Here is a 10,365-nt window from a genome sequence, read left to right on the forward strand (position 1 = left end):
CTACGTTGATCGTTTCTTTCGCGACAAGAAAGCGCTCAAGCCTTTCGCCTACAAAGCAAAGGAGGCAGTCGTAAAGTATCTTCAAGACCGACTGGTAGACGGCAAATCTGCACGTCTAGACGCCATTTGTCATGCGGCAACTCAGCACGTTCCGGCCGAGCTTGTGGATGAGATCGAAGGGCTGAAAAACTACCTCAATGACGAAAAGCATAGAGTTCCAGATGACTTTACAGTCAATCCCAAATCACTGAAAGCGAAGACACGAATCAAAGGTGACGCCGCCAGTTGGTCACTCCAATTTGAACGAGGCGCGTTAGGCCAGGAGGCGACTGCTGATGTTTACTACGATGAGCCTCGTAAAAAACTGGTTTTGTCAAATCTTACGCAGGAGTTGATCGACGTGATTGAAAAAGAGCTACAGGCTAGGGCTGAGTAGCAGATGTTTAGCCATGTAGTAGCTCTATACCGCGCGATGGGATCACCTCTCATTCAGGGCGGTGTTGCTTCTTATGAAGGACCATCAAGCCCTGAAATCATCGCTGCCTTGGAGAGTTGCCAGAACCTGCAGCCGGCATTCGGAAGAATCCAGCACCAGGATGAGCATGACGGTTTACTCGAAATAGAGCTTCGGCTCCCCTCGAATGAATTTGGTCGTTTCTATACCAATGTTTACGAGCTCGCACGAACTGGCTCCTTGGGTAAAGGACTATTTCCGAAGAACATTTATGTCTCGGATCTGGCATGGGCAGATTTCGATGATGACGAGCCAGAGCCGATCAAGGGCCTCAAGCGCATATGCAGACTGGTTGAGCTTTTGGCAATGCTGGCTATAGGCGTGGACAAGGAAAGTAGTCCTGACGCCTATAACCTGTTCTTCGCCCTGCCCCCTGACGGTGCAAAACCGCCAAGGACTTTCTTGCTACCGACCCATGTCGACGATCAACTGCTGGGGCATGAGCTCAGGCATATGAGTCTGCTTGAGGAAATCTTAAACCGTAAAAACGAGAACAAAGCCCATCTTTCCGAACGCAAGCTAATGATCCGAATGGCGATTGCTAGCGTAATTGAAAAATTTGAAAGCGAGAAAAACCTTTTCCTGGTTGTAGTGAGAGAGTGGAATGAGATTCTCTCTACCTATCGTGCAAATCTTCAAACTTATGTCTATGGATTCTCGTTCGAGAAGGTCCGCCGCGAGCTGGCGCAGGCAGAAATCGACTATGGGACCAAGCTAAGCGGCGTTTTGGGTGATATCGCCGGAAAGATGCTAGCACTTCCAATTTCTCTCGCTGGCCTACTTCCGTTGAAGAACAGCTCCTCACCCTTCGAGGCTTTCGTTCTTGTGCTCGGTATGATTGTTGTTTCAGTTATTCTTCTCGCGATTTTGCACAACCAGATACTGCAGACTAAGCGCTTACTGCACAGCTTTAACGTCGTCTTCGATGACTTCAAAGACAAAATAAAAACCTACCCGCCCAAGCTTCAAGGACTGCTTCGAATCACCATCAATCAAGTTGAAAACCAGGGACAGACGCTTGAAAACACTTTTCGGCTTCTGAAAGCTCTATCATGGCTTCCAGGCACCGGGGCAGTACTGGTTGCTCTGGTTAAATATTGGGATGCGTTTTGGACCGCGATCGTAACAGTCTTGTCAATTGCTGCCGCATCGAATATTGAACCAATTTTTCTTGCACCTTAGTGGTAGTACCTATCAAAGCGGTGATACGCAAGCCCCAGCTGCACGCTAGTAGGGGATGCTGGGAGTGATATCAGGGCAGAGCAGTGCGCCACTATTCGGCAGTCGACAACAAACGAATCGTCATAAACGCTCAGGCTATGTTCGACTTAATTATAGGCTATTCTCAGATTTCCAAAAGACTAAAACGTTTCGGCAACCGTACGAAACGTATCGATCTAGAAATGATTCCCCGAATCGCCCTTGGCTCTCGCAATCGTTACGAAATAATCTGAACAAACTCTTCGTTTAGTTCGGTGACAAATACCGGTACACATCCATGCATGATGATGCTATCGATCACAGATTTTGCAGGATGACCATATTTTCGAAGAAACTTTGTACCAACAGCTATCGGACAAATTAGCTTTTGCCCCTTCAGTATCGAATCATCGAAGCACGGCGCTGCTCCGTGATGGGGTATTTGCAAAGTGCCGACCTGATCCCACACTTCTCTAAACACGCGAGGAATCTCGACCTGATTAAAATCAACATCTCCAGTATAAATACAGCCTGGCAGCTGGAATAAATACTCAAATTCGTCATCAAAGAAAAAATCAAGAGCTCGAAGGTCATTCGAACCTAAAAAGTAATATTTCCAAACAGGATACTTCTGAGCAACCAAACCCGCATGAGATTTGAGCCATGGGATTCTGTGTAGTTTAATACGATCTTGTAAGTTCTCCCTAAGCCTCAATCGTGACGTGCGATTCTCTGGCCCTGAGTACACAATCATGGAGTTGAGATTTATACCGCCGGGTAGTCTGCTGTATACGCCCTTAATAATTTTTCGCCCAACAATAGACTTATCAAGAGTATATTTAGGATCAGTCTTTATTCGATGAGTACTGATGCCTACCTTTGTGAGCTCTGCTTCAAGCAGTGCCAAATTAGTAGCAGACTCATAATTATACGGAATAAACACCCAATCATGACTGTGCGGGACAGTACCAATTGGAACACTAATCTTCACACCGCTACGCAAGCTCTTTGTTGGAGATAGTGAGTCGAGTGATACCGCCGCTTCATCTCTAGGGCCATCACCGTCTGCGTCTTGACGACCTCCTGGGGCTACACTGAAAACTCTTGTGGTGCTACCGAAGAATTTCTCAGGGGAATTAATCAGCTTAAGCAAGTTGAATCCAGATGCTCTGAATAGATTTGTCAGGCGGAATTTTTCATCTTTACTCAGCAAAGGCATGACTACGTTCTTTATCCTCCCCACATGCGAGGATAAAACCTTTAACTTACAAACATGATCATAATCAAAGTGAGATATGAATAATATGTCAATTTCAACCCCGTTCAGGAGATTGGTTTTCACCACACCGTCTGCGCTGCTTCGATTATGGGCAACTCCACAGTCATAGACGACAACAAACTCCTTTCCGAGACCAACTTTATGATGTTCAGAAAAAAATCCGCCTTGACCTATAGGGTGAAAGTGCCGCTTTATTTTTACCATTTAATGTCTTCCCTAACATGAATATCAATCAACCACTAATACTTCCGAACATGTCGACCGTGTGACCTCGTAACAGAGCTAACACTCATCATCGACTACGTCACGGGATCCTCTACCCCTAAAACCTCTGGAACATACCAAGATCTATATTGCGCACCATGGGGTCAATTTCGTCTAGCCGGCCACGTCTTACGTGGGCACCAAAGACCCTAATCTGAACTCCCCTCCCAAACGCTGGTAGCGGCGCTCAGCCGCAAGCGCATATCACCTACATAGCATTTCGAGCACCAAACTGCCTGGTGATTGACACCCCACAAGCTCGCTAGTGAAGCGAAACGCCCGCCAAGCCACTTCGGACGCTTCGGCTTTCTGACTTCACATCATCCCACGCCTAGCTCTAAATTAGCCCTATCCGAAATTGGGGTATCATAGAGCTGAACGACTAAGTCGTGCATGTTACCTCTAGACTTTAAATTTTTCTCAAGTTTTTTAACATACTTGGTTGTCACTTCCGATTTAAGTGAAAAGTCGGCATTGAAATGTTTGATCCCCAGCTTAAGCGTCTCGGGTAGATCCTTTCCATATTCAGTAATCAATCCGTCAAACCCATTGTTTTTTCCCAGAAACGCAGATGTTGAGCTCAACAAGAAAAGCTCAATAAGTTCAACCTCGGACAGATGGCTACCCAACCGCTCTATTATTGAGTCTTGAATTGCATCGCTGAAGTAATCATAGCCGTAAGCGCTGCATACCCCATACGACAATATGTAAATAAGTTGCATCGGCGGCAGCGATGACAGAGCTGAATTACCTTTTAGACCTTCATGCAAAAGCTTCGCAGCATGGCTAAAGGTTATTTGCATCCCATTTTTTATATTCTTATAAGGAGTGAGGTGCCCGGCGAGCAAGTACTGTGCAGTTTGGAAAACTCGGGTAATTTGTTGCTGAGAAGTTTTAGCTTCGACATTGACTATTGCATCAATAAGATCAGGGCAGTCTCGCTTGAGTCCTACAAAGAAGAAAAAAACCGTACACCAATAAGGCTCGTAAACCTGTTCACTTATCACCGCCGAATTGTCTCTGGCCAATTTTTTGGCCGAAAAATACTCTGCAAAAGTCCTGTGCTTAAAGTTTATAGTTAAATTCTTATTGTTATAGTTAACAATTTCGCTCTTAGAAAGGAATTTTTCATAAATAGCCTCAGCTGAAATCTTCAGATTCCTTTCTTTTATGTAGCCTGAGAAAAAGTCATGCGCCTCGCGGGAGGAGATTTCATTTAAGCCATGCTCAATAACATACGACCCTAAATCGGTGCATACGCTATCTATAATTTCATACTCTTTCTGCGATTGAAGACCCTTACTCATATCCCAGCGACCTAAAACAAGCTCTGAGTATTTAGAGTATAGTTCTGTCATTGTAGAAGGAAGTTCTGCTGGATCCTCTTTGAGAATTCTTGCAAGCAAAATAGCAGATATAGGTGTTTTAGGAAGATTCCTAAAAAGCACAGAACGATCAATACCGGCAGCAAGACGTTCAATTGCAACCGGGTTGTCACATGCCTTTTCGATAAACGTTAGAAGCTGCCTGGTGGAAAGTGGTAAAACCTGATATCTGGTAAAATGCTTATCAATTTCATTTTTTTCCTTAAGGTCTTCTACAGGCCTACTTGTAATAAGCACCTTGAGGTTTTGATTTGAGCGAACGTATTGACTGATTACACTAAGGACTTCTAGCTTCCTTTCAGAAGAAAGCTGCACTTCATCAAGGCCGTCAATAATTATTAAGTAGGTGTGCTTGTTAGGATCTGTATTGGACTCCGCTATTGCCTGCTCAAGAACTCCCTCTATACTTTCGCCGTGCAAATCTATGTAATCTTTGAAGGTCATGCCAACAGGTATGACTTTTTCAATATTTATAACGTCGTGCTTGGTAATCCTTTCGATAGCACGCTTGACCAGATTAGATTTTCCAGCCCCCATGACACCTTCTAGAAAAACCAGACTATCTATCTTCACTGCATCATGAATTGACGTATCAACAAGCCTCGAAGCTCGACCTCGATCAGGTTTTATCTTGGTCGTAAGCTTGCGGACTTTTTGCTCAATATTTATATCTTCCTGAAACTCCAATATGGAAGAGTTTTTTGTTATCTTCTCAGAAAAAGCTTGAATTTTTCGGATATACTCGCCAAGCTTTACACTAATATCGGTCCAATATTCAGGATAAAATCTATCGACCAGCGATGCGACTTTCACATCGTCAAAAAATAAAATACTTGAACTTTTGTATTTGTGATGAATTTTTTGCTGCGCATTCGATGTAATCGTATCGTTATTAATAATCCAGATTTCACTCAGATATATTTTCTTTTTCCCATTATCAAAAGTGCGCTCCATGCTGCACTCTTCAATTTGCCTCTCAACGTCTCCTTGATCCTGCTTGATTTTTCCTACCTTAACAATCACACCCACATATGTCGTCGCATTGAGAAACTCGTCAAACTTTTCAAGCACAAAGTCTGCGCCATTCTCACTTGGCCCTTGGTTATATTCAACATTTCTGATGTACGGGATTCGTGCCAATAGAACTTTCAGCAGTGGATGAAAATCTTGAACTTCCTTTTCCAGCTTCCTAATGCGCTCAATTTTAATAGATTCCATTTCTTCATTCCGTAGGACAGGGTTTTGGCAGGTCGATACACGCGATAATTTCAACCAGAATTTAATATGATACCATTTTGATATCAATCATTTTCAAGCTCTTTGTGTTCGATCCATAACCTTGATAAAGAATGGCGGGCGCCCGCTACGGACGGAGCATTGAGCTCCTTCGAAATAGCAGGGTCATCCTAATGAAGGCTTCCGGCCTATTTCAGCCGCTTACCGAAGGCCGCTTTGGCTCCATCCTTTGGTGGAGCTCATCAGCCGCACGCCGTCGACAGCCCATCTAATCTGCTGAACCTCAAGATGAAAGCAAATCGTCAGTAGCTTATCGCTGGCTACGCGCTCTGTTAGCACAAGCACGGCTGGATAGATTGGTTGAAGCGACGTGCGAGATTAGGCACGCGCTCACGTTGATGAATCAGTATTGGGCCCGACCGACGACGGTCCATCAGGATGGTGTAAACCAAATTTGTTACCTTTAAACCACGGAGGTTTACAAGTAAAAAAGAAGACTATGAATTCTACCTTAGCGCTTCCTGAGAGGATCTGCAGGTGGCCCCCCTCCAGACACGGATTGGAGCGGTTCCCCGTGCCGACCTTGCCAAATGGTGACTCAGATCCGTAACAGGCCAGTTCATGTCCAATAGGCTAGTGATCCTGCTCCAGGCGGGAGGTGTTAACCACTTTTTCCACTGTAAACCACTGTGGTTTACAGTGGAAAAAAGTGGTTAACAAGCCGTGGTCCCCAGTCCAACAGCTGATTTGGGAATATGTGATCAATTTCGTTTCATACCTCGGTTCGGCTGCCGCTGCTCAACCGACTCCTGGCTACCGCCAGGGATGAGGCAGCAGTATTTCTTCTCGTCCCTTCTCAATTTCCATACTCAACACTGACACGAGAGTTTCCGCCACTGTTTCCCAGTGCGCAGCTTTGGCCCTGTACTGGTCAACATCAGTCCAGCCACCTCGCTCTGCGTTCAGTGCAGCGACAGCAGAGGGGTAGATGACAGCTCACAAGCGGCCCCGTATGCAGCCAGTAACCGGCGATTCTGAGGTGTATCAGGCCATTCTTGGTTCTGTTCGAAGTCATGTCTGCTGATTGCGTGCGTGCTTCCTGCTAATGACAAGGTCGACATATCTGTGCTCCTTCCATGATGGAGTGCGCTTAGGCAGGGCTGGCGATGCCCCCATTTAAGCCAAGTACACGACCGAAGTATTTCTAGTGCCGCTTGTCACTGGGTTATCTGCCAGCGCTGGACGTGCTTAGGGAAAGTGGCGAGCTTCAGAAGCCACTCTTGCATCACCCTCGTGGAGAAGCTATTGCCGTATTGGCTCGCAACGTCAGCGCTCGCCCACCCTCCACTTGGAACGCGTCTGACGGATGCTCCTAACGACCTGGATTAGCCCCAGAAACAACTAACCCCCTGGTGCGCAGTCCAGGTCTGAGACCTGCCCGAGGCGTGGGGGCTAATCTTGCAGCGATACTACAGTTTCGGCATTACTAACCCGAGCCATCGATGGGCACTCAACCGGAATCTGCGTTTAGCCAGATCAGATAGTTCGGGTACGTGCGACAGCACAGATCTGAAGCTACGTTGCGCTATTCGATACTGAGCTTGAGACCGCAGTGGGCCGTATGGCTACGTCGAGAAGGGGAGGCGTGATCCAGTGAAGCACCAGTGCAGTCAGAACGCTTGAGATGGTGTTCACAGCTATCGCGACGAGAGCGTTACGCATTTTGGTGCATCCATTTTTTGAAGTGGACCTCTATTTAATGCGCACAAACTGTGTGTCACCACCACCTCAAGAAAATTTCGTCACGCCCCAGAATGGGAATTCACGTTCGGGCTGCATCACGTTTTATCTCGTGCCAGAAGCGCTCGGCAGCTCTATCAGCTGGCAAGCCAAGACTCGACTACGTCAGCGCCATACTCGGCTTTCCAGGCCTTGAGTGTGCGCTGATTACCACCCTTGGTTTCAACGATCTCACCGCTGTGCGGATTCTTGTAGACCTTCACCACGCGTGCTTTCCGAAGTGCCTTTGGGGCATTCGAAGCTGGAGGCACCGCTTTCGGATCGAGGATCATCACCACTTGGCGCAGACCGTAGCCGTACTCGTTGAGCAGGGCGCGAAGCTTCGTTTCGAATTCCATTTCCTGCTTCAGGGACGAGTCATTTTTCAGGGCTTCCAACTCGGCCAGTTGGGCAGCGAGTTGTTGTTCGAGCAGGCGAAATTCAGCGAGACGGGACATAGGATTCTCCAGAATGGGTTGGGCTATTTTAGCAATCACGAAAGAGAGCTTGCTAACTATCTTGATCCCACATGCTTGAATCGGCTATCGCGAGGCTGAGCGATCGGTGTGGATAAAAGGGTGATGCCGTCTGGGTCGTCGCTCTGCATAGCCTCATCCATAAGGTATTCAATCAGTTTTTTGCTTCTCACCCATACGTACTGCCGGCAGGCTGCATTTGGTATGGTTGGTCCCGCAACGGGGCGAAACCTAGCCTCCCAAAGGAGTTTGAACGCTTCCTTGGTCGACGTTCCCAGGTACACAGCGATCTCCGGTCCCAAAATGTAGCCTCGCCTAAATCTTTCGATCGCTTGGGGCTTAACCACCAGTTGCGTACGCCTGCCGTGTTCGACGTTGGTGCTCCAAAGCAGTCCAAGCCGAACAAACGCGTAAGCGCATTCTTCTTTGACACCCAATAGCGCAGCTGCTTTGACCACCGATAAACCGGGTAGGGTTAAGCCCTTGCCCCCTGCTCGGGCTTGTTGCCACGATGCAAACTCTTGCGCCTTGAGTACCCACTCCCCCACACCAACCGGGCCAGTCTCGGCCTGTCGGTAGGCACGAAGTTCACCTGCACGTATTGCCTGAACCAACTCGACCAACCCACCCCCCTTGGGCAGAGAATGCTTGGCCAAATAGTTGATCGACACCAGGCTCTGGTCAGAGCTGGTAGGCAGCTTCTCATCAATCAATTCGTTGATCGAGCGGCGGTCAATCAGCCACCTTTCGCCTGGGCGCGGTTCTCCACCAAAGAACTGGAGGGTACCACCAGCTAGCAGCTGGCTAACCCGATTGCGACAGAGGCTTAGCAAAGTCGAGGTTTCTTTCATATCAGCCACGCCCCGGAGATGCTGCGAGATTGCCTTCAAATGATCCAGGTCCACGACCGTAAAGACTCGATCTTCATGGGCCTTCTCCCGATAGGCGATTCGTCCCTCCTGATGAAGGCGTTTAACGACTGATACCCCGAGACCACAAGCTTCAGCAGCAGAATCGAACGACACCCAACGATGTCTCTCGATGGTCTCCTCACTCAAATTGCGATTTCGCTTCGCTAACGGTGCTTCCCACGCATGCTGCAGAAATGATTCGAACTCTCGACGAAGAAAGTCAAAACAAGGGTCATCCAGATCACGGTGGATGTCGTGGTATATCGGTCCGAACGACCTGCTGAGCGTCCAATTTCCGCTATCGGAATGGACTTCCTTGAGGCCACTCAGCAGTTCTCTGAATGCGAGAGGCCAGTTCATGAGAACCACGCCCGCAGCGTTTGCCATATGCCGCGATATCTCTAGCGAACCCGAATCAGCGACCTTCAGCGGCTGGATTCTTTCCGTAGGCAAACTTCTGACAGCGAGACGCGATGACAACTCGTGAAACTGATCGTAGGTGAGGGCAGCCAATCCCGCGTCAGCTGGCAACGAGTCGGCGTAAAACCTATCTTCAAAGCCAGAGGTGAGCCAGGCGGCTGTATCACTCGCCGGTGCGATCTCAAAATTGCTCCCACTCAATGAGGTGCCACACGCTTGGCAACTATTCGCACTCATTGCGCTTGGATCGGTTTCCTTCAGACAGTTGGGGCACCGCCCGTGGAGTTCAGTGCCGTGGACAGAACATGTCGTAACCAGGGTCAAGCCCCAGCTTTCTCTCCAATAACCGGCTTCGCCCAAACAGATCGGACAGTAACGAGCGTGATGAGTCGTCCATAGCTTGACCCCTTTAGGCTTAGGATCACGAAACTCAGCAGCTACGATTGGCCAACTCAAAGGTCCCTCGATCTGCTGCAGCCAGTCCGCAACCTCGGTCTCGCCTGCTCGTGCAAAAGCTGTGAGCAGTTCCTTTCTGGGTAATCCGTTGGCTTTCGCCAGGCGCTGCAGGTACCCCAAAAGACTTTCGTCGTGGTGTGGTCGTGGGTTGATTAAAAGACCAAACATTCCTACACATCCATGAAATCGAAGACATAAAAATCAGGGGAGTAGAGCCGGGCCGATAAGCCCGGCCCTTGGCCGTCAGGTATTGCTCTCTTCGAACGTTTCAAACGGCTCCCGCTTCCCGAACAGAGGCTGGAAATTGAAGCTCGCACTGAAGGGGTTTCGTTCCTCGGTGGCGCAGCTCCAAACCTCGTCCTCAAAAGCCTGGGCAAGTACCGGAAGTTCAATCCCGGCAAGGTCCTGGACTTGAACCAGCCAAACAGCCCTGTCCACAATCTTT

Annotated in this window: 7 protein-coding genes; 2 read left to right on the plus strand and 5 right to left on the minus strand. The window is 48.2% G+C overall.

Annotated elements, in window-relative coordinates; translation table 11 throughout:
* A partial coding sequence (locus APH35_RS27480) for a nucleoid-associated protein (RefSeq protein ID WP_177335400.1) occupies positions 1–436 on the plus strand: 436 nt, incomplete at its 5' end.
* A gap of 3 nt (positions 437–439) precedes the next feature.
* The gene (locus APH35_RS27485; protein ID WP_060515811.1) at positions 440–1,696 is read left to right on the plus strand and encodes a hypothetical protein; all 1,257 of its coding nucleotides are present in this window, start codon (positions 440–442) and stop codon (positions 1,694–1,696) included.
* A 256-nt stretch (positions 1,697–1,952) separates the two neighbouring features.
* Here the strand turns inward: APH35_RS27485 and APH35_RS28925 are convergent, their stop codons facing one another.
* The 5 genes from APH35_RS28925 to APH35_RS29190 all read right to left on the minus strand — a co-directional run.
* Entirely contained in the window at positions 1,953–3,197 is a 1,245-nt protein-coding gene (locus APH35_RS28925) for a hypothetical protein (RefSeq protein WP_156341248.1), read from the minus strand.
* Positions 3,198–3,577: 380 nt separating this feature from the next.
* On the minus strand, positions 3,578–5,860 hold the full coding sequence (locus tag APH35_RS27495; RefSeq protein WP_060515813.1) for an NACHT domain-containing protein: 2,283 nt from the start codon (positions 5,858–5,860) through the stop codon (positions 3,578–3,580).
* A gap of 1,895 nt (positions 5,861–7,755) precedes the next feature.
* Positions 7,756–8,115, minus strand: a complete 360-nt coding sequence (locus APH35_RS27500; RefSeq protein WP_060515814.1) for a histone-like nucleoid-structuring protein, MvaT/MvaU family — start codon at positions 8,113–8,115, stop codon at positions 7,756–7,758.
* 56 nt (positions 8,116–8,171) lie between these two features.
* Entirely contained in the window at positions 8,172–10,088 is a 1,917-nt protein-coding gene (locus APH35_RS27505; protein WP_060515815.1) for a TniQ family protein, read from the minus strand.
* Positions 10,089–10,163: 75 nt separating this feature from the next.
* The coding region (locus APH35_RS29190) for a hypothetical protein (protein ID WP_218187678.1) at positions 10,164–10,365 on the minus strand (202 nt) is incomplete at its 5' end.

The sequence above is a fragment of the Pseudomonas sp. NBRC 111132 genome (assembly GCF_001320565.1).
GTDB classification, from domain to species: Bacteria; Pseudomonadota; Gammaproteobacteria; order Pseudomonadales; family Pseudomonadaceae; genus Aquipseudomonas; species Aquipseudomonas putida_P.